The sequence below is a fragment of the Limnospira sp. PMC 1279.21 genome, from assembly GCF_032349615.1.
Lineage (GTDB): Bacteria > Cyanobacteriota > Cyanobacteriia > Cyanobacteriales > Microcoleaceae > Limnospira > Limnospira fusiformis.
Genome location: NZ_JARPLU010000016.1, coordinates 13,626 through 33,561 on the forward strand (window position 1 = coordinate 13,626; position 19,936 = coordinate 33,561).

General features: G+C 44.6%; 14 protein-coding genes. 6 read left to right on the top strand and 8 right to left on the bottom strand.

Translation table 11 applies throughout. From position 1 onward, the window contains the following. Positions 1-83: 83 nt before the first annotated feature. Together P5683_RS04345 and P5683_RS04350 are read left to right on the top strand one after the other, a co-directional pair. Positions 84-1,349 (top strand): hypothetical protein, encoded by a 1,266-nt coding sequence (locus P5683_RS04345; RefSeq protein ID WP_006626235.1) that lies wholly within the window; start codon positions 84-86, stop codon positions 1,347-1,349. 102 nt (positions 1,350-1,451) lie between these two features. Further along, on the top strand, positions 1,452-2,945 hold the full coding sequence (locus P5683_RS04350) for a site-2 protease family protein (RefSeq protein WP_006670066.1): 1,494 nt from the start codon (positions 1,452-1,454) through the stop codon (positions 2,943-2,945). 238 nt (positions 2,946-3,183) lie between these two features. Here the strand turns inward: P5683_RS04350 and P5683_RS04355 are convergent, their stop codons facing one another. From P5683_RS04355 to P5683_RS04380, 6 genes are all read right to left on the bottom strand, one after another. Continuing rightward, on the bottom strand, positions 3,184-6,102 hold the full coding sequence (locus P5683_RS04355) for a plasmid replication protein, CyRepA1 family (RefSeq protein ID WP_315639249.1): 2,919 nt from the start codon (positions 6,100-6,102) through the stop codon (positions 3,184-3,186). A 145-nt stretch (positions 6,103-6,247) separates the two neighbouring features. Beyond that, positions 6,248-8,575 (bottom strand): hypothetical protein, encoded by a 2,328-nt coding sequence (locus P5683_RS04360; RefSeq protein ID WP_315639251.1) that lies wholly within the window; start codon positions 8,573-8,575, stop codon positions 6,248-6,250. 6 nt (positions 8,576-8,581) lie between these two features. Then, positions 8,582-10,447 (bottom strand): GtrA family protein, encoded by a 1,866-nt coding sequence (locus tag P5683_RS04365; protein WP_006670069.1) that lies wholly within the window; start codon positions 10,445-10,447, stop codon positions 8,582-8,584. 617 nt (positions 10,448-11,064) lie between these two features. Next, complete coding sequence (locus P5683_RS04370; protein WP_071776849.1) at positions 11,065-11,253, bottom strand: hypothetical protein; 189 nt, start codon at positions 11,251-11,253, stop codon at positions 11,065-11,067. Positions 11,254-11,392: 139 nt separating this feature from the next. Further along, on the bottom strand, positions 11,393-12,226 hold the full coding sequence (gene ylqF, locus P5683_RS04375; protein ID WP_006626242.1) for a ribosome biogenesis GTPase YlqF: 834 nt from the start codon (positions 12,224-12,226) through the stop codon (positions 11,393-11,395). Positions 12,227-12,272: 46 nt separating this feature from the next. Beyond that, positions 12,273-14,843: an MASE1 domain-containing protein gene (locus P5683_RS04380; protein WP_006670070.1), complete on the bottom strand. Its 2,571-nt coding sequence runs from the start codon at positions 14,841-14,843 to the stop codon at positions 12,273-12,275. On the opposite strand from P5683_RS04380, the gene P5683_RS04385 reads away from it, so the two are divergent. Then, positions 14,829-14,954, top strand: coding sequence for a hypothetical protein (locus tag P5683_RS04385; protein WP_281061072.1), 126 nt, complete (start codon positions 14,829-14,831; stop codon positions 14,952-14,954). The two genes, P5683_RS04380 and P5683_RS04385, sit on opposite strands and share 15 nt — an antisense overlap. Positions 14,955-15,351: 397 nt before the next feature. Here the strand turns inward: P5683_RS04385 and P5683_RS04390 are convergent, their stop codons facing one another. Continuing rightward, positions 15,352-16,554 (bottom strand): phosphoglycerate kinase, encoded by a 1,203-nt coding sequence (locus P5683_RS04390; protein ID WP_006626244.1) that lies wholly within the window; start codon positions 16,552-16,554, stop codon positions 15,352-15,354. A 168-nt stretch (positions 16,555-16,722) separates the two neighbouring features. Between P5683_RS04390 and P5683_RS04395 the strand changes: the two genes are divergently transcribed. Next, positions 16,723-17,136: a universal stress protein gene (locus tag P5683_RS04395; RefSeq protein ID WP_006626245.1), complete on the top strand. Its 414-nt coding sequence runs from the start codon at positions 16,723-16,725 to the stop codon at positions 17,134-17,136. Positions 17,137-17,467: 331 nt separating this feature from the next. On the opposite strand, the gene P5683_RS04400 is transcribed toward P5683_RS04395, so the two are convergent. Next, on the bottom strand, positions 17,468-17,890 hold the full coding sequence (locus tag P5683_RS04400; RefSeq protein ID WP_006626246.1) for a hypothetical protein: 423 nt from the start codon (positions 17,888-17,890) through the stop codon (positions 17,468-17,470). A 65-nt stretch (positions 17,891-17,955) separates the two neighbouring features. Here P5683_RS04400 and folD point away from each other — a divergent pair, with 65 nt between their 5' ends. Then, the gene (gene folD / locus P5683_RS04405; RefSeq protein WP_006626247.1) at positions 17,956-18,816 is read left to right on the top strand and encodes a bifunctional methylenetetrahydrofolate dehydrogenase/methenyltetrahydrofolate cyclohydrolase FolD; all 861 of its coding nucleotides are present in this window, start codon (positions 17,956-17,958) and stop codon (positions 18,814-18,816) included. Positions 18,817-18,970: 154 nt separating this feature from the next. Further along, positions 18,971-19,921 carry a geranylgeranyl diphosphate synthase CrtE gene (gene crtE, locus P5683_RS04410; protein WP_006626248.1) on the top strand — a complete coding sequence of 317 codons (951 nt, stop codon included), beginning with the start codon at positions 18,971-18,973 and terminating at the stop codon, positions 19,919-19,921. Positions 19,922-19,936: the final 15 nt, after the last annotated feature.

The window sequence follows — 19,936 nt, forward strand, 5'->3', positions numbered from 1 at the left end:
CAATTCTAGCCATATCGAGATAAAAATGTTACCATCTATTCTACAATTGTAGCATCTAATGGTTTGAGAGTTGGGCTTTTTTTATGGATTATAAACAAGAATTAATTACCACAATCCACGATTTTGGCTGTGACCTAGAATTATTAGAAGGTCGCTTAACCCAACTCAGTGAAATTTCCCCAACAGCCGTCCTAATTCCGGCGTTGTATGAAGAACTAGAAAGACCGGCGCTGACTCAAATTCGCGATTGCTTAAAAGACTGTGAATTTGTCAGAACTGTTGTAATATGTGTGCGAGCAACCACCTTAGAACAATATGCCAGCACGGTTCAATTTTTTGAAATCATGCCCCAACCGACCCTAGTAATTTGGGAAAACGGACCCCGCGTGACTCAACTTTTGAACAAATTAAGGGAAAAGGGGCTAGATCTATTGAGTTTTAAAGGTAAAGGTCAAGCGGTATGGTTAGGACTAGGTTTAGCATCCCTGCAAGCGGAAGCGATCGCTCTCCATGATGCAGATATTACCACCTATGATAAATCCTATCCGCTCAAATTGTTATTTCCCCTAGTGGAGAAGGACTTAGGCTTGGCCTTCAATAAAGCCTACTACGCGCGCATAGGAGGGGAACCCCTAGGTTTTCATGGTCGGGTAGTGCGTCTGTTTGTGACACCGTTACTGACAGCAATGATGGATGTATTTGGCTATAACAATTACCTCCGGTATCTTAGCGCCTATCGTTACCCCCTGTCGGGAGAATTTGCCCTGACCGATGACCTGGCCCTGAATACTCGCATTCCGGGTAACTGGGGGTTAGAAATCGGGTTATTAGCAGAAGTCTACCGCAATGTTGCCGATAAACGTATCGCCCAAATCGACTTAGGGATTTTCGACCATAAACATCAAAGCCTAGGAAGATCCAGCAATGAAGGCCTGCGGAAGATGTGCCGGGATATTTTCCGTTCAATTCTCAGAACCCTAGTAGAAATGGAAAGAGTTACCATTAGCCGGGAACAAATCCATACTTTGCGGGTAAAATTTCGGCGAGAAGCACAAGACTACACGAGACAATATTTTCTTGATGCCCGATTTAATAACCTACACTACGATCGCCACCAGGAAGAAATGACTGTAGAAATCTTTGAACAGGTGATCGCAGAAGCCGGGGACGAATATTTCCGCAACCCAGCGGGGGCGCAAATTCCTGACTGGACTAGGGCGTTAGCGGTAATGCCAGCCCTGCGGGAACAACTACGGGAAGCCACCCGGCGCGATATGGTACAAGGGAGGGAACTTACCGAAAAAAATGCTGGTGAACCTTCGCCGGAGGCTGACTCGGAAGCAAATTAGACTGTTGTGGGTTCTCGTCTTGTTTCTCAGAACGGTTATTGTATTAAAAGGAACTAAAAGACGCGATCGCCTGATTTTTGGGACTCGACAAAAAGGAAGAGAATGTTTATTGCATCGGACAACACTACAATTTTTATCTTACTAATTTCCCTAGGGATTCTGACTTGGGGGTACTACCGCGCTAGACCTTATGGAAAAGCTGGCATTCTCTCATGGCTACAGTCAGTATCTCTGATGGGACCCTGGCTATTATTTTTTGGGCTAACTGCCTTTGGCATCTATATTAACTTTGTCAGCATTCTGCTGTTATTCGTCGCCGCCACGGGTATTTACATTTACTTGGGGCGAAAACTGCGATCGCTGGCTGAAGAATTAGATGACAACAACCCACAGATTCCTCAAGAGGGGGAAACTCCTACCCCAGAAGCTGTTAACCTCAGCGACACCAGCCGGGAAACACCAGGGACTCCCCAAACTGAAACTACAGCTATCAACCCAGAAGACCTAAAAGTTATCCAAGGTATTTTTGGCATTGATACCTTTTTCGCCACGGAAACTTTCCCCTATCAAGAGGGAGTGATTTTTAAGGGGAACCTTCGCAGTGACCCGGAAGAGGTCCATGGTCGTCTCAGCCGCAGCCTTCAAGAAAAAATGGGCGATCGCTTCCGTTTATTTTTAATCGAAAATCCTGACGGTAAACCCGTTGTCATTGTCCTTCCCAGTAGCAAAGACCCCCAACCCGCTACAGATGGACAAAAAATCCTCGCCCTGGTTTTACTGGTGATTACAGTCGCCACTATTTTTCAAGCCGGGGGTCTACTTTTGGGCTTCGACTTCTTTGGTGAACATAATCGTTATGGGGAAGTCTTACCTATTGCGATCGGTATAGGATCGGTTCTCGCCGCCCATGAAATCGCCCATCAAGTTATCGCCAACCGCCACCAGGTTAAATTTAGTCTCCCCTTTTTCATTCCTACTGTACAAATCGGCACCTTTGGCGCTTTTAACCGATTTGAGTCTCTACTTCCCAACCGGAAGGTTTTATTTGATGTCGCCCTAGCTGGACCCGCCGCCGGGGGTTTGTTATCACTACTTATGCTATTGGCTGGATTGATACTTTCCCACCAAGGTAGTTTGTTTCAAGTTCCCACTAGCTTTTTCCAGGGTTCTGTTTTGGTCGGGCTACTTTCCAAATTGATTCTCGGAAACGCCCTCAAACAAAGTATTGTCGATGTTCATCCCTTGACTATTATTGGTTGGCTAGGCTTGGTGATTACTGCTATTAATTTAATGCCAGCCGGACAGTTAGATGGTGGTCGCATTATCCAGTCTATCTTTGGGCGCAAAGTCGCTGGAAGGTCTACTTTTGCTACTTTTATTGTTTTGGCGATCGCTTCTTTGGTCAATCCCCTGGCTTTGTATTGGGCGGCGGTTATCCTGATTTTACAGCGTAACCTCGAACGTCCTAGCCTTAATGAACTCACTGAACCCGACGACACCCGCGCCGCTTTGGGACTCCTGGCTATCTTTATGATGATTATTACCCTCTTTCCCCTTACCCCTACCTTAGCCAGTCGCTTGGGAATTGGCGGTTGATCTCACCCCATACACAAACCACCCCCTGTCTCTATATCGGCTATTGTGTTAATTTATGTAACAAAAAATTAAGAAGTGTTAGAAAAAACGGCTTTTTGGCACTGGGGGGGTTGATTTTGTAGGTGGCTCGTGGTACTATGTTACATAATGGGAATATTAGCAATTTTATTTTTTGGGTCAATTATCCATTATGCTATAAACTATATGTCAATAGCCTATCACGACTCGACAACAGTTGTCAACCCCCAGAATGATTCAACCATTGTTGAAAGACAAGATTTCTGTCATCATCAGGGATAAGTAATTGATAGACCCGATGTCGTTTTTTGGCATAAGTTTCGAGACGATCGCATTTTAAGCCATAGCCAATTTGATCAAGAAAGCGACTTAATACCATAATGGGGGTAGATCGTGGTGCTAACCCTATTCCGATAATAGACTTAATAGCAGTGCGATCGCCTAAAGCCAGCTTCGCCATTTGCTGTAAATCAGGATCAGTATTTTTAAACTCCCGATTTTCCTGTTGTAATAAAGTAGGAAAGCGTAATAATTCCAGAGTAGCGACGACCGCGCCTAATTGCGATCGGTTAAAATCAGGACCAAATAAACTACCTTTTCCTCGTTGTCCCAAATCCTGTGCTATTCGCGCATCTCTCGCGGACAGGAAAGGGCGACCCACAGTTAAGAAATAATGCAATTTTAATTTTTCATACCATCCCTGGTCATCCTTAGTTATCAATTCAGGATTAACGGGAATACCATAGCGCAATTTTAACTGATGTTTGCGTAAAGATTGACTTTCAGCAGGAGTTTTAAACACTTTTTTTTGCAAAACATGATATGCCAAATCACTTAAATCTGTAGCGTTAGATATAGCCCAGCATTCGGTCTGATAATTGCGATCGCGCACAGCGTCAATCAAATCAGTTAAACTAGGTTTAAGGTGATGGTCAGCCACCAAATCAGAATCAGAAGTTTCGCAAGGGGGAGAAACGGGTGATAATTGATGACCTTCAGCTTCCAAGCCAGCCAATACAGATTCCCGATAGCGGGTCATAGTAGCATTAAACCGGACGGCAATTTTAGCCCAACACATTAAAGACTCAGCTTGAAACCCCATTTCCAAATCATCTAAATCATCAAAATCGGACTGTTGTAATAAACGAATGTTTAACTGAGTTAAGCGATGGCTACAACTCAGCAGGGAAGCCATAGATAAAGCGCCATTTCCCAACCTATTTAAACCGTGGGAAGCTATCCACAGATGTCGAGGGATATTTTCGCGAATTCTAGCCAAAGCCTGACGCACAGAATTTTCAGATTGAACCCCTTGGGCGATACCCCATACTGAGGTAAAATGACCTTTTAAATCAATACTCACCCCAGTTTCAATAGCAGGGGAAGCCAAAACCAGATCATAATCTGCTAAAATATGATTAAGTCGGTTGATGCAACCGTAGGCGGGATGATGAGGGTCAGCCAAAGACTGGGAATCAATACGGAGGATTTTCAGTTGAGGAAATTGCGCTTTAAAATAGGCTTCTAAGGTGGAAGTCCCCCACTTACTAGCTAACTTTTGGGCGGACAAACACACAAAGGGACGACCGCCATTAGCGAGATGATTTTCTAGGTCTTTAACTAATTGTTTAGGAGTATGACCGCCATAGTGATAAACATTCCAAGCCTGATCAGCAGCAGGTCGAAAATGGTTTTCGATAATAAAGGGAGTTAGGGGAATTCCCGATAAGGCTTTGAGATAATCAATAGTAGTATCACTGAGGTCAGCATCAGCGATAACTACCCGACCATTGGACATGAAGACATTTTGCAATAAAACTTTTAGCGATCGCAATATAGCGACTCGATATTGGCGACAGGTGTCGGAATTTAGACCATGCCAAATTATCTGTTCAACTTCATCAAAAATCACCAAAGTATTAGACCAATTATTGGGGTTAAAACCCAGGGAGGAAGAGGGATGCAGGGAATCAATACATAATCCATAACCCTCCCCAGGACGACTGATAACCGTCCCCATTCCGGCTTTCATATAGTTTAAACCAAACCGCTGACAGAGAGATTCTACTAAGCGGATACGATGACCGATAACCAGGACAGACTGACCTTTATCACTGGCTTGTTTAACGAGATTTTCTAGGAGTCTAGTTTTCCCGCTACCTTTGGGGGATTTAATCGCCACCAATTGGGAGGCTTGAGGGATAGCTAAATCCTCTGGGAGATAGGGACAATTGAGGTTTAAATCGGCGGAATAGGTCAAGCGTGAGTGGGAGATGGCGCGCCAGGTTTCCAGGGGTGTAGCGGCTTGATAGGCTTGATGTAGGGCTTCTACTCCTTGGGTCGCAATGAGATCATCAACACCTTTCCCTAATTGGGGTTTCCAGGTAATGACTTTAGTATGGCAACCTCTGCGGCTGAGAAGATATCCCATTTGGCGGATAGCTGCGTCTACGGCTTTGATGGTGTTAGGTTTGGTATCGCTATCAAAGACAATATAGATTTGGCGACCTTGGCTGGCTAGTTTTTGTAATTCTGGAATTAACTGAGATTTTCCGATGCGGTTTCCCCATTGGTCTCGCGGGACTCGATAGCCGCCGTTAATACCGGGAAGGGCTATGGCTGGGTATCCAGCAGTAAGTAGTGATCCGGCTTTTTTTGCGCCTTCGGTGATACAGATGGGAATTTCGTGATGATCAATGACCCACTCCCAAAATCCTAAATCGGCGCGGTCTGGTTGTATGGCTTCGGGGGAAATGGTTAAACTGTGACGATGGGCGATCGCTTCCCAAATTGATTGGGAGACTCGCAAGGCAAAAATTCCGGTGGCGGTTTGGGGAGGATGTTCGTATTTTATGGGTTTATTGCTGTGACTGCTAAGGCGAGGTTTGGCGGGTTTGAAGCATCCCCACAGATCCTCGTTTCCGGTTAAGATATCGACACCTGAACACCACCAGCCCCCTTGGTTAACATGACTATAGCGTTTAAGAATGCGATCGCATACTCGACCACCATTGCGTCTGGGTAGGTTGTCGGCATACAGCAGATAATCTAAAGGGCGATCGCCTTCTAGGGGAATAACATTTAATTGAGTTAGCTCTGGGTCAACGCAGCTTGCGTTCCATTCTATCAGATGATTCACGATATCTCCAGGAAATTAGGCACACCCCACACTGCCTATACAATCAATTGGGATTTAGGGGATTTATACTATAACCCCAGATGTGGAGTTGTTGTCAATTGATTGGCTGAATCTTCCATAGATATGGGGTAATTGACCGGACTCATCAGGTCCTAGCCCCATCCTGACTCAGTTTAATGATATCAATGGCTTCTCCAATTTGGGTTAGCTGGTGGTTTTCGGAATTATAAGCCCAAACCTTTAAAGATATTTCGCCAGAGGGTAAACTAGCGGTGGGAATCCTTAGCCTCCAGCCAGATTGTGCATATTCACGAATTCCTAAAACACTAGCAACATCCCAGCGAGGAATATTTACCTCTCCCACAGCAATTAACTGGTTATTCTCCCCGACACTGAGATAAACAGCATCAGCAGGTTTTCGGGTTTCGGGAATTACTCCCCACCCGGTTAAAACTGAGGGTTGACCTACCCGAATTGGTGATTCTGGAATGACATCAATTGCGCCATTAAATTGGTCGGTAGTGGCGAAAGTTGGGGGCATATCACTCCGTCGCCAAAACCAATGGGATTGGACGAATTTGTGAGGGCGATATTGTTGTAAAATGTATTGATAAATTAGAGAGGCTGAATCGGCTTTTAAGACTTCATCCCAGGGGTTTTGAAACCAGCCATCATTAGTTAATAAAATTATGGGCGGTTGGGTCGTTTCCAAGTCTTCAATTACCCGCTTTTGGGCGACGGTAGGTTTGGCATACAGAACATAGCTATATTTAGAACAGGATGGCTTATTATATAGATAATACCACAATCCCTCTGATGTAACATTAAAAAAACAGGATTGATTGGCTATTTCGGCTGACATGACATTTTTGGCTTCTAAATAATCGGGTTTGAGTAATTCAGCATCAGGGATAGAGATAGCGGCTGGGAGGCGCGAGAGTTTCTGGGATGCTTCCAGGACATTAAAACCAGATTCTGAGGTCAGAATAAATATCAATAACACGCCTATACTCAGCTTTTGCGGCAAAGTTAGGGTTAATTTATGTAGGGGATTTTCCAGATATCGCCGATAAGCCAAGAGTAATAAATATACACTTAACAATGCTGTCATCATTGCGCCGTGATAAGCATGACCTAAATCACTGCGGTCTAAGGTTATTCTCATATAAACCCCGGCGGCGGATAGGAGAATTAGGGTAAATAAATGTTTGCGGACAAAGGGTTTTAGTTGGAATTTATGGTTGATTAAGTCCCAGGTGAGATAGGTTAAAACTCCGGCTTGAATGAGAATAGATAGCCAGAATTTTTGAGAGATAAAGGTCATTTGGAAGGGGGGAAGGGGAATGAAGGAAATGTAGCGACCATATTTTCCCCAGTAGGCGATTTGAGAGGCGATCGCATTGACTTGATCTAGTCCTAAAAAAATGGCGATCGCCGTGAAGGAAACTACTACCCCGGTGGAAGTTACAGTTAACCAAGTCTTGCGAATTGGGGAAGGTAAAAATAGGCTGATGATACAGGTAATCAAATAAACGGCTAGGAAATATATGGCGCGGTCATACACATATAAAAAACCCCCAGGAATAGACAACCCCACCAACAGGGATAAAATTATGGCTTGTCGGCTATGAAAATGGCGGTTATCTTGGACATGATTAGATTTTAAGTCTTCTGGCTTTTCCCAGGGTATAAATAGGCGAAAATAACGGAGAGTGATGGCGAGTTGAAAGACAAACCAAGTCCCTCGCCTTCCGTCAAACTTGAAGAAAATGCCATCAAAAACACACGCGAATAAACAGAAGAGTAAAAAAATGGGTAATTTTGACTTTTTTAATCCTACTAACCCAGTGATTTCCCACAAAATCCAAAAATAGCCTACAGCAGTGAGTGCATTTTGGAGATTAACAAATAGCCGAGTCAATGCAATTCCATTATCATTGCTAATCAACCTCATGGCTACTTCTGTGGGGAAAACATCCATACCATAGCCATGAATTAAGACGGTATTAATAAATGGCTTTTCCAGTTGGGAGAAATTCGGCCAAAATCCTAAAAATTCTCCCTCGTGGAAGGAGTCCCGCAAAAGGGAGGTAATTGGAAACTGATTGAAAGGAATATTAATGACCCAAGCTAAGAGTAAAATTCCAGTAACGGTTGCTAAAAACCAATTTTGGCTGAGAGTTTTGGCGGTAATGTTAATGACAGAATGGAGATATTCTCCCAGCGATATTTTCCCAAATTTCCAAACTATCAGAGTTAGCAGGGGGGGAGTAAATAGCAAAATCAGATATTTGAGATAATCTGTATAGGGACTGATATTTTCAATGCTGGCTTGGGAAATTACCCCGGTGGTATTGTTTCCGAGAGGGATAGCAATGGGGTTGACCAGGGGAACAAAAATCATCCAACTGGTAAGGGTAATGATCAGGACTACAGCTAAACTTGGTGACGGGGTAAATTTGCGATCGCTCATTTTTACCTAAGACTCCCAACTGGAAACGCGATCGCCAGACGAAAAGGAATATAGCTTATGTCCGGTAAAACTAATTAAGGCTACACAGGCGGCGCTTACGAGTCTAGCTGGGGTCGGAGACCATCCCAATTCATTAATCAACAATTGTAATAACCCCAAATTCGCCAATAAACTATTTAAGGCGACTGTCGCAAACACCCCATATTGCATCAACCAATTACGCCAGTAAATACCAAACACAAACCGACGACTTAACCAGAAATTGGTACTTAATCCCAAAAAGTAACTAATTCCCAAGGCGTAAACATACCAAATTCCCGCCTGGGTAAGAAGAGAAAACACCAAAACATCTACAACTGTCGCACTTCCCCCGGTGAGTAAATAACCGCCAAACTGTCGCAAAGTAGCGATCGCCTGACGACGGCGAGACTTTCGGGAAACCGCCGCCACAGTGGTGGGGGTGTCGGCTTCGGCTTCCTCGACATATTCACTATCACTATTGACATTCCAGAGGTTATGTTTTCCGGGGGTCATGACATTTTCCGCCGCCAAAATTCCCATCAAGAGGCTATGGTCTTGATTATTATACTTAAATGCACCATATCGACCGACCAACTGCAAATTCTGGAAGCCTTTAAAATACTCCTCAATGGTTGCTAAAGAGGCTTTATAATTTCCGGCATATATCGGATAAGTCCGAGGTAAACGCACAACAAACCCCCCAGAAACCTGCTGCTTTTGGAGTAATCCAATTTTCATCAGGTCGGCTTGCGCCATGCGTCGCAGGTCCTCCTCTGGACAATTCCATAACTGATCATCAAAATTGCACCAATACTCACAACAGAGGGGAGTTTGATGATTATTGGGTAACATTTCCGGCGACCAATTGGCAAAATTTGTCACCCTTCCTAATTTCACCCTGGGGTCATTAATATATAGCCAGTTATCGGGGAATAAATGACCATCATCAATAATTAAATAGACTAAAATGGTATTCCGAAATTTAAGCGATCGCGCTGATTCTATCACTGGCTGAGGCGGTGCTGTTTTCAACTCTTCCACCAATAAAGTTAACGGAATAGAAGAAATCACCCCCCCACAGGGAAAAGTTTGCACTTCTTTAGTCTCACGGTTGCGGACAGTCACATGGGTAGCCTCACCATCATTATGATGTACCTCAATCACTTCGGTATTCAGTAATAAAGGCTGCTGATGCTGATTTAAATAATCAGCTATTTTATCATAAAGTTGACCAGAACCCAACCGAGGAAATTGGAATTGGTCAATCAAGGTTTTGACTTTACCATCATTTCCCAATAAGGCATTAACCACCGCTTTATATAAGGACAAACCCTTAATTCTTTGTGCCGCCCAGTCGGCGCTAATTTCTGTACAAGGAATTCCCCAAAGTTTCTCGGTGTAACTTTCAAAGAAAATCTCAAACAGCCGTCTCCCAAATTTACCAATCACCCACTCGGAAAAATTATCGGGCTGGGGTTTAGGAAATAAACGCACTTTCACATAAGACGAAAGTATTTTAACTGTCTCTAATAACCCCAACGCGGAAAGCACCTGTTTGGCTTGGAGAGGATAACTAAAGTATTTTCCCCCGTAATAAATGCGGGTAAGTCGATTAACTGTTACCTGGTCTTTTCCTAATACTTGATTCCATAGTTTCACCACAGGCGATAATTTGGTGAAAAATCGATGGGGTCCGAAATCGAGAATAAACCCTTCATACTCGATACTTTTCGCTAGTCCCCCCACCCGCTTATCTCTTTCTACTACTACTACAGGAATTCCCTGACTGGTGAGAGTATAAGCCGCAGCTAACCCCGCTGGACCTGCACCTAAAATGTAAATCGGTTTCATCACACCACACTCAAATTATCGACTAGGGCAAATTGTACTCATCATACACTATCATCCATAATAACCCGATTTTTCTATTCAAAAGGGGTTGACATTATCCTCTATTTTCTGATATTATAGGTTATATATACCATAATTGTAATATTTATATATATTTTTTTGGAAGACAGATTACCATTATAATAAAAGTATATCCGATTTTCCCCCAAATTGTCAACCCCCCTTCCCCAAAAAGCCGGGCGGCGATAAGTTTTGCTAATTTAAAATTTGCAAATAGTTTTAATATTTAAAAGATTGTAAATATTTATGACATTTTTATTGCTAGTGATTATCAAATAGTTGACGACAGAATGGGGGTTGTGGTAGATTTATGTAAATAAAAATCCACTGGGGTTTATGTCAGCACCCCCGGCTGAAGCACGGGGGCTTCCTGCCCCCCGCTTTCAGGTAGCTGACCAGCTTAAGCCTTAACTGGCTACGTTCAGAGCAAGAGTTAAAGTTCCTACCCTGGAATGCGTGCTAGTTCCAGGCACTAGAACCAAATCGTTAAACAGTCCTAAGGGGTTAAGACAGTGCGATTTGGAAAGTACCGACTCTGAACATTAGCGAAGCAAACATTACCCCGCAAGGGAGTCGGAGCCAACCATAGCTCCATGGAGGGGCAACCATACCCCTCCACCCCGCAAGGGGGTGCTGGCGGCGGTCAGCCGCTTGAGTCGGTTTTCCTCTCCGCGATCAATCACGGAGCTTCCAACCCTCCCAGGAGTTTTACGTGAACTAAGCAAAATATAGCCCCAAAAGACGATTATATGGTGAGCTTTAGACGATCGCAGTAGGAATTTCAAGTTTAGCGATGCACGAGTTTTGGGGAAATTCGGAGCGATCGAAAATCGGCGACTTGACAAAAACAGTGATTTATGGTATGTGCTGTCAAACTGAGTAAAATCAAGATGGTGGAATTTCCAAAGCGATCGCGCCTAATAAGCCCTTGCGAAAATCATTAAGTAGTTGTCGTGCGGTGCGTTCCAAATCTCCTTGAAAGCGTTGATCAGCCAAGGCTTGTAGATAAGACTCTCCATTTTCCGAAGCGATCGCCAGAGAATAGCGATCGGTCAGTTTATGGTGAATTTGGAGATCTTGAAACAAATCGACCATACCCGCGGCCACCCGTTGGTTATCATAACCCGCCTCACCAATATCCTCACAAATCGCCAACTTGAGAGCATCCTGTTGATTTTCAATACGGCTAGGAATGACCCCTGGCGCATCCAACAATTCAATTTGCTTAGAAATCCTGACCCACTGTAACTTTCGAGTCACCCCAGCCCGTCGAGCGCTTTCTACCACTCGCCGCCCCAAAAGTCGATTAATCAAAGCCGACTTACCGACATTGGGAAATCCAATCACCACAGCCCGGACAGGTCGGGGCAACATTCCCCGTTGCTGACGTTTTTGATTCAACTGTTCCCCAGCCTGTTTAGTAGCGCGTACTACTGCATCGACCCCATCTCCCTGTTGAGCATTGGTAAAATAGGGGATTTCCTGGTGTTCCTCAAACCACTGTTGCCATTGTTGTTGTATATGGGGAGGAATCATATCTTGGCGATTAATAATCAATAATCGTGGCTTTTGGGATACCCATTGAGATACTTTAGGATGGTGAGTAGCCAAGGGAATACGAGCATCGCGAACTTCCAGGACAACATCAACTCGTTTAAGTTGTTCTGTGAGGGTGCGTTCAGCTTTAGCAATATGACCGGGATACCATTGAATTGTCATAATCTGGGAAAATAGTTAATAGTGGATTAATAGTTAAGTGAAATGTTCAAGTTTGATTTTGTCCCTGATACATATATTGAGGTAATCGCATGGTGAAGGTTGACCCTTTGTTTAACTCACTTTCCACCCAGAGGTCACCACCCATCATCTGACATAATTTATGGGTGATAGAAAGTCCTAAACCAGTCCCCCCATATTTACGGGTTGTACTTTCATCAGCTTGGGTAAAGGGGCTAAAAACCGTGGCGATTTGTCGCTCATTCATACCAATTCCGTGATCCTGAACTTGAAAAAAGATAAAGGGAATTTCTGAGAGTTCTTCTTCGGGAGATTCTAGGGAGTGATAAACGGGTAAATCCGGTAAATCTGTGGCGGGAATTAACTGTTTCCATACTCGTAAAGTCACCTGTCCTTGTTCGGTAAATTTACAGGCATTACTTAACAGATTAAGCAGTGACTGTCTCACCTTGGTTAAATCAGTATACATCAAGTCAAGACCGGGCGCAACCTCTAGGGTAAATTGATTATGATTTTTGTCTGCCAAGGGTGCTATAGTAGTTTCCACTTCCCAAAGCAAGGTATTAATTTGACATTTTTCCAAGTGAAAATTCATGCGGCCAGCTTCAATCTTAGAAAAATCGAGAATATCACTAATTAAGGTGAGGAGATGTTGACCAGCCACGTGGATATTTTTCAAGTCTGCCACCCAATCATCCTGTCCGAGGTCTTCAGCGTCTTCTTGTAGTAATTCACTGTAGCCAAGAATAGCATTTAAGGGAGTGCGAAGTTCATGACTCATGTTAGCTAAAAATAGGCTTTTAGCTTGGTTAGCCTGTTCAGCAGCTTCTTTAGCTCTACGGAGTTCCTCAGCCTGCTTATGTTCAGTGATATCACTAGCCAGAATAAGCAAACAGGGAGTATTTTCTAATTGGATAGGTTCAATGGCGATTAACCAATCTCGAATTGCTCCTGATTTATGGCGAACTTGAACGGTTAAATTACTGAGGCGATCGCCATTAGTAATCCTTTGTAAAATGGGGTTAATCTGTTCAGCATCCCACATTTCCAAATCCTCAAAAGTGCGGTCAATGACCTGTTCTCGACTCCACCCCAATTGCTGAAGAAAACTATCATTGACATCCACAAATCGGCCTTCTTCAACAGTAGTAATACTAATACCAATGGGACTAGCCTTAAACACCCGCGAAAACCTTTCCTCACTAGCTCTTAAAGCAATTTCGGCTCGTTTGCGTTCCGTGATATCCTGAACAGTGCTAGTAATATGGGTAGGAGTAACGATCGCCTGTTCAACCACAAATCGTTCTTGACCGTCAGGGCGTGCAATCCGATAATCTATAGAATAGGGAATTTGCTCTGAGATAGCTTGAGAAATAGCATTTTCCACCCGTGGGCGATCCTGATGATGGATATATTGCATCAAGCTATCAATGCTGGGAGTCACTTGCTGAGGATTAACGCCAAAAATGCGGTACAACTGATCAGACCAAGTACAGGTTAGTTGTGGGATATCTAATTCCCAGTGTCCTAACTTAGCAATACGTTGAGCGGTAGCTAAACTAGCTTCCCCCGAACGTAGAGAGGCTTCTACAGTTTGTCGTTCTTCCACCGCACCCGCCAAAAATAAACCGGTGACAGTCATCACCAAAATAAAGGCTTGTAGAGAAAAGACTTGGGGATTTTCGTTAAGGTTGTTCATAAAAGGACCACTACCCCGTAGGACACCCCAGACGGCAAATGTTGCCGTTAATAAGTGAGCGATCGCAGTTCCTCGCTGACCAAAACGCAGGGAAGCCCAGACTAATAGTGGAAATGGCAGGTACTCTAGGGGGTAGTGAATAGTGAGAACCCGGGTTCTGGAACAGAATACAAACCAATTCAAAGCCGAAAATAGTAGGAACCAGATGGTTATTTCCAGATAGCTGAATAATTTAGGCAGCCATAGCTGTTGCTTGGGGTTTTTGAGAATTTCCCAGCTTTCTGGTAATAGCCAACTCCAATAATTGCCAGTTGACTCCTGCAAGTCTCTGGTCTGTTGATATTTAATCCGAAATCGATGAGCCCAAGTCAGAAGTACCGGGGCTAATAGCAGAACGCCAATGGTATCTCCCAGCCACCATGTTACCCAAATATCGATTAATGTATCGGGTTTAATTTCTCCAGCGATTAATAATGCGATCGGAGTAATAGTAGAATTAATCAGACTCGAGAGGGCTCCAGCTAGAATAGCTAGTCCCAGTACATCCTTGAGGCGGGCTAAAGCCGGAGAGAAACCGATCCTTTTTAACATCCACCAACCCGCGCCAGCTTCTAGGAGGGTTCCCAGAGTCCTAATGAATCCCAGATAACCGTAGTGACCCGTCAGCCAATAGTTAGAAAACAAAGCACCGAGAACAATTCCCGGCCAACATTTACCCCCCCACCAGATTAAAACCACTAAAGACCATCCCGCCGCTGGCCATAATATGGCTTCCATGGCATTGAGCATTAAAGTCTCAATGGTGATCCAGATTAGCCCCAGATAGACCAGAAGCGCAACCATATTGATAGTTAGGTAGCGTCCCAGTTTAGATCTGAGGATGTTATGGAACTGAAGCATTTTGCTGCCCTCCGTTGCTTCTCCCCCACACTCAAAGAAATTATCCTCAGTATTAAGCTACCCGGCGCTAAGTCTTGCGACTTCCTTGGGGTACTTCCTCAAACTTCCTAGAATCTGAAGACAAGTTGCACAAACTCACCACCGCTGTCTCTGGCTTCCTACTTTTGAGTTCATCCACCGAGTAAGCGAACCAAGCTAGACCATTAGACACCCACTTCCCACCTCGTCGAAGTAATGGGATATTTTATAGTTTGATACTTCCGCCGTTAATTGCTAGAGCCATCTAACGGGGGATTCTTGCTTATTTCAACTTTACTATAGCACTCAATTACTGATTCATTTAAGCTGAACATTCCCGAACATTGATTGACCATGATCGGACTCTTGAAACTCCCGCGACTACCGACTCCACAAGCATTTTCAACGCGGTGGGTCAGTTCTAAATAGGTGTGTTGGGGTAAGCGATCGCACTTACAGACTTACCCCAAAATCCTTTTACCAACGGCAATTAGGCATCATCTAAAGCCACAATACCGGGAAGTTGCTTCCCTTCGAGGAGTTCCAGACTAGCCCCACCACCTGTAGAAATGTGGCTCATCTTTTCACCCAAATTCAATTGTTCCACAGCCGCCACCGAGTCGCCGCCACCGATAATTGTAGTAGTACCGGTGCTGGTTAGTTCTGCCAAAGTTTGAGCGATCGCCCGAGTACCCGCCGCAAACTTCTCAAACTCAAACACTCCCATAGGACCATTCCAGAGGACAGTTTTGCAGTCTCCCAAGGCTTCTTGGAAAACCTTAACCGAATCAGGGCCAATATCCAATCCCATCCAACCATCAGGAATTGCTTCAACGCTAACAGTTTGAGAATCAGCATCAGCCGCAAACTTATCAGCCAAAACCACATCTGTAGGTAACAACATAGTTACCCCTTTTTCTTTCGCCTTCGCTTCCAGGGACTTAGCCAACTCCAGCTTATCTTCTTCCACCAGGGAATTACCCACACTCAGCCCCCTGGCTTTGTAGAATGTGAAAATCATGCCGCCACCCAGCAACAACTTGTCGCATTTGTCAAGTAACGCTTCAATGACACCAATTTTGCTAGATACCTTAGAACCACCAATAATCGCTGCTAGGGGACGTTGAGGGCTTTCAATCGCCCCTTGGAGGAACTGCAATTCCTTCTCAATCAAATAACCCGCCACACAGGGACTCAGATATTTAGTCACCCCTTCAGTGGAAGCATGGGCGCGGTGTGCAGTACCAAAAGCATCATTTACATACAGATCCGCTACCGAAGCCAACTGCTTGGCAAATTCCGGATCATTTTTCTCTTCGGCTGCATGGAAGCGAACATTTTCCAGTAACAGCACATCGCCATCACTCATGGCCCCCACTGCTACGGCGACTTCCTCTCCAATGCAATCGTCACATTTCTTAACGGTTTTGCCCAAAAGTTCCGACAAACGCGCCGCCACAGGAGTTAAGCGCATTGATTCAACTACTTGACCTTGGGGACGGCCAAAGTGGCTGCTCAGAATCACTTTAGCCCCTTTAGAGGTCAGATCTTGAATGGTAGGCAGAGCCGCCCGAATCCTGGTATCATCACTAATAGAGCCATTATCAAGGGGTACGTTAAAGTCAGCACGCACCAGCACTTTCTTACCGGATAGTTCTGATGCTGACAGATTTGCTACAGTTTTTTTAGCCACAGGATTAACCTCGTTGATCGTTTATTCTGGTTTAATCGAAATTAAATGGGAACGGTGAGGGTTATTGGTTAAATGGCCCCTAGGTTGTTACCAACCCGCTGGCCTACCAGCCATCAAATCGTTCACTGTAAACATTCTACCTAAGTCCGCGTCTTGGAGATGCGAGATATGTTTAAGACCGTTTTATTTGCTATAGATCAAAGTCGGGAAGCCCGCGAGGCGGCTGAAAGGGTCATTAATATTGTCCAAACCTATCAGTCTAACCTCTATCTTCTCGCTGTTGTTGAACCAAAAGAACCAGACGGGGAACCTCCCCATTCTGAACCGATGACTTCCCCTGATACGGTGAGCCAACTTTTACAGGAGGCTCATGGTATCTTCTCTAAGCTAGGGATTGATGCCAAACTCATTGAACGTGAAGGTAAACCTGCTTTTACTATCTGTGATGTGGCTGATGAGATTGATGCTGATCTGATTGTGATGGGTAGTCGCGGCACTGGACTTACAGAAGAAGGTGTTGCTGACAGTATCACTAACCGTGTGATTAATCTCTCTCCCTGTCCTGTCTTAGTTGTTCCTTAACTGATTCCCCCCCGTTGACCTATAACCTATAACCTACCTTTGACGGGGGGTTCTCCATTTCTACTAAGTTGATTTTTTAGTCAATTTTTAAAAAATGTCCCCCCAGAACAACCGAGGGGGTTGACAAGTTCCGGGAATTGATGGTATTATATTGACATATTGCTAAATAATGGAAATATATCCACAAATTTCAAAAATGCGTATATTCCCATTATTTAAAATAATATCATGAGCCGGGCAAAAAAGCTACACCCTCACCAATGAGGTCGATTTTTGTAACAATTCTTAACTGTTCGTTACAAAAGTTAACATAAGGGAGTTTGATGGTGGATTATTGATTGTCGGTGATTCTTTCCAATTCTTGAATATAGAAATCACCAATATCTAAACCGGGGAGTCCTTCGACAGTAATTTGTTCATAATTAACCTGACCCCGGATTAACATTTGTTCACCGACAGAAGGTAGAGGTTGGGTAGTAAAAACCCAGATAGTGGCGGTGGAGTCTTGAAGCTGATACGCACCAGCGCCGACAAAGGGAGCCAGGTTAGCGACAGTCCCCTCTATGTAGATTTTAGACCCAACTTTGCGCTGTTGTGCGATCGCCTCAATTTTAGTAGTTTGGCGAGTAAATTGAGTGGTAGACTCAATAATTTGGCGACAGCCAATCATCCCTGGTGTTAGGGATAGTAGAATCAAGAGAATATGGAAGCGGTTAGCAAAGCGTGGGGGTAGGACAATGGCGAATGTAGTCATTTTGTATAAAAAGGGGACAAATTTCTGGGAAGATATACTGGCTTGGAATTGTTGGATATATTGTGATGGCTAATTTATTAGACGGTAAGACAACAGCCCAAAAAATTCAATCGCAATTGAGGGAAAAAATTAAAACCCTAGAACCGCAAAGGGGACGACCTCCAGGTTTAGCAGTGTTAATGGTAGGAGATAACCCCGCCAGCGCCGTTTATGTCCGCAACAAAGAGAAATCCTGTGAACGGGTAGGAATAGCATCGTTTGGTCAACATTTCCCGGCTGATACAAGCCAGGAAGAACTTAAAGAGGCGATCGCCAATTTAAACGAAGATGATCGGGTTGATGGTATTCTAGTACAACTGCCGTTACCAGAACACCTAGACGCTGTGAGTTTGCTGTATGAGATAGCGCCGCACAAAGACGCAGACGGGTTGCACCCCATGAACTTAGGGGGATTAGTAAGAGGGGAAAAGGGGTTACGCAGTTGTACTCCAGCGGGGGTAATGCGTCTATTAGAAGAATATCAAATCCCATTAGCGGGAAAACGAGCGGTAGTGCTAGGACGGAGTATCTTAGTGGGGAAACCCATGGCTTTGATGTTACTAGAGGCTAATTGTACAGTAACTGTAGCCCACTCTCGGACGGAAAACCTAGAAGCGATCGCATCGGAAGCTGATATTCTGATCGCGGCGGTAGGTCGTCCCGAGATGGTGGGAGCGAATTGTATCAAACCGGGGGCGGTAGTGATTGATGTGGGAATTAACCGCTTAGAAGATGCTAACGGAAAATCGCGGTTAGTAGGAGATGTAGACTTCCAGGCGGCTGAACCCATAGCAGGATATATTACCCCTGTACCGGGTGGTATCGGTCCGATGACTGTGGCTATGCTGTTACAGAATACGGTGGAAAGTTATCAAAAACGCATCTGATCGACTCGATGATGTGATTAACGGGATTCGCGATCGCGCATGGTGTCAAAAGACCCGTACAATAAAAACTGATGTTCACCGATTACTGCCCTACTTGTCCCTATAAACCGCTATCAGACTTTGGCTGGTTGGGCTGTGGGGTTTGCCCCTAATTATGACAGATATCAACACCGACGGTATGGTAGTCACAGAAAACATGGATTTATCCGGGTCAGACAGACCATTTGACCTATCGACTTATCTTAGCCAAAAAAAGGAATTAGTGGAAGCGGCGCTAGATGCTGCTATTGCTGTCACCTACCCCGAAAAAATTTATGAGTCGATGCGCTATTCCCTCATGGCTGGGGGAAAACGGCTGCGACCTATTTTATGTTTAGCTACCTGTGAACTGCTTGGGGGTACAGTGGAAATGGCAATGCCGACAGCCTGCGCCCTAGAGATGATTCATACGATGTCTTTAATTCACGATGATCTACCAGCAATGGATAATGATGATTATCGGCGTGGGAAATTGACTAACCACAAGGTCTATGGCGAGGATATTGCTATTTTAGCGGGAGATGGATTGCTAAGTTATGCTTTTGAGTTCGTGGCTACCCAAACTCAAGGTGTACCCCCGGAAAGAGTCCTACAGGTAATCGGTCGCCTGGGTCGTGCGGTGGGGGCGACTGGATTGGTGGGCGGTCAGGTGGTAGATTTAGCATCGGAGGGTTTATCAGATATATCTGAGGAAACTCTAACTTTTATCCATACCCACAAAACTGGGGCTTTATTAGAAGCCTGTGTGGTCTGTGGTGCGATTTTGGCGGGTGCTAATGAAACTGACCTGGAGAGACTCTCTCGCTATGCTAAAAATATTGGCTTGGCGTTTCAAATTGTCGATGATATTCTCGATATTACCGTACCCTCGTCGGAGTTGGGTAAAACCGCAGGCAAGGATCTGGAAGCTCAAAAGGCTACCTATCCTAGTTTATGGGGCTTGGAAAAGTCACGGGCGAAAGCTCAACAACTGGTGGAGGAGGCTAAGGCTGAATTACAGGCTTTTGGAAACGGTGGTTGCGCTCTGGCGGCGATCGCTGATTTTATTACCTATCGCAGTCACTAACTTTTAAAGCGAGGT

Excerpts from the sequence above, each read along its gene's own strand:
- P5683_RS04395 (WP_006626245.1), top strand. The coding sequence starts at position 16,723 with ATGTTTAAGACCGTTTTATTTGCTATAGATCAAAGTCGGGAAGCCCGC.
- crtE (WP_006626248.1), top strand. The coding sequence starts at position 18,971 with ATGACAGATATCAACACCGACGGTATGGTAGTCACAGAAAACATGGAT.
- P5683_RS04350 (WP_006670066.1), top strand. The coding sequence starts at position 1,452 with ATGTTTATTGCATCGGACAACACTACAATTTTTATCTTACTAATTTCC.
- P5683_RS04360 (WP_315639251.1), bottom strand. The coding sequence starts at position 8,575 with ATGAGCGATCGCAAATTTACCCCGTCACCAAGTTTAGCTGTAGTCCTG.
- P5683_RS04380 (WP_006670070.1), bottom strand. The coding sequence starts at position 14,843 with ATGCTTCAGTTCCATAACATCCTCAGATCTAAACTGGGACGCTACCTA.
- ylqF (WP_006626242.1), bottom strand. The coding sequence starts at position 12,226 with ATGACAATTCAATGGTATCCCGGTCATATTGCTAAAGCTGAACGCACC.
- folD (WP_006626247.1), top strand. The coding sequence starts at position 17,956 with ATGGCTAATTTATTAGACGGTAAGACAACAGCCCAAAAAATTCAATCG.
- P5683_RS04400 (WP_006626246.1), bottom strand. The coding sequence starts at position 17,890 with ATGACTACATTCGCCATTGTCCTACCCCCACGCTTTGCTAACCGCTTC.
- P5683_RS04385 (WP_281061072.1), top strand. The coding sequence starts at position 14,829 with ATGGAACTGAAGCATTTTGCTGCCCTCCGTTGCTTCTCCCCCACACTC.
- P5683_RS04345 (WP_006626235.1), top strand. The coding sequence starts at position 84 with ATGGATTATAAACAAGAATTAATTACCACAATCCACGATTTTGGCTGT.
- P5683_RS04365 (WP_006670069.1), bottom strand. The coding sequence starts at position 10,447 with ATGAAACCGATTTACATTTTAGGTGCAGGTCCAGCGGGGTTAGCTGCG.